We start from the raw sequence: 402 nt of genomic DNA, 5'->3' as shown, positions 1-402 counted from the left end.
CAGTTCGACGACCTCGTGCGGGGGTCGGGTCGCGGCCAGGGTGGTGGAGCCGACGAGGTCGACGAACAGGACGGCGACCTCGCGGACCTCGCCGCCGAGTTCGACGTCGTTGTCCATGGCGTGGCGGGCGACGTCCTCGCCGACCTGGCGGCCGAACAGGTCGCGGACGCGTTCGCGTTCGCGTAGTCCGGAGACCATGGTGTTGAACCCGGCCTGGAGCAGGCCGAGTTCGGTGGTGTCGAAGACGGGGACGTCGACGTCGTAGTCGCCGCGTTCGACCTTCTTCAGGGCCCGGCGGACCGCGAGGACGGGGGCGGCGGTGGACAGGGCGGTCAGGGTGATCACCGCCCCGCCCAGGATCAGCGCCACCCCACCGAGCACCACCACCACGATCGCGAGGCG

General features: G+C 71.4%; 1 protein-coding gene. It reads right to left on the bottom strand.

What is annotated here, in order from left to right; genetic code table 11:
- Nucleotides 1-402 (bottom strand): HAMP domain-containing protein (locus QSK00_RS30315; protein ID WP_285597271.1); only part of this gene is annotated, 402 nt, incomplete at both ends.

The sequence above is a fragment of the Actinomycetospora sp. NBRC 106378 genome (assembly GCF_030269685.1).
Taxonomy (GTDB): Bacteria; Actinomycetota; Actinomycetes; order Mycobacteriales; family Pseudonocardiaceae; genus Actinomycetospora.
The sequence above is the reverse complement of the archived record's forward strand: the minus strand, read 5'-3'. Positions and strand labels throughout refer to the sequence as shown.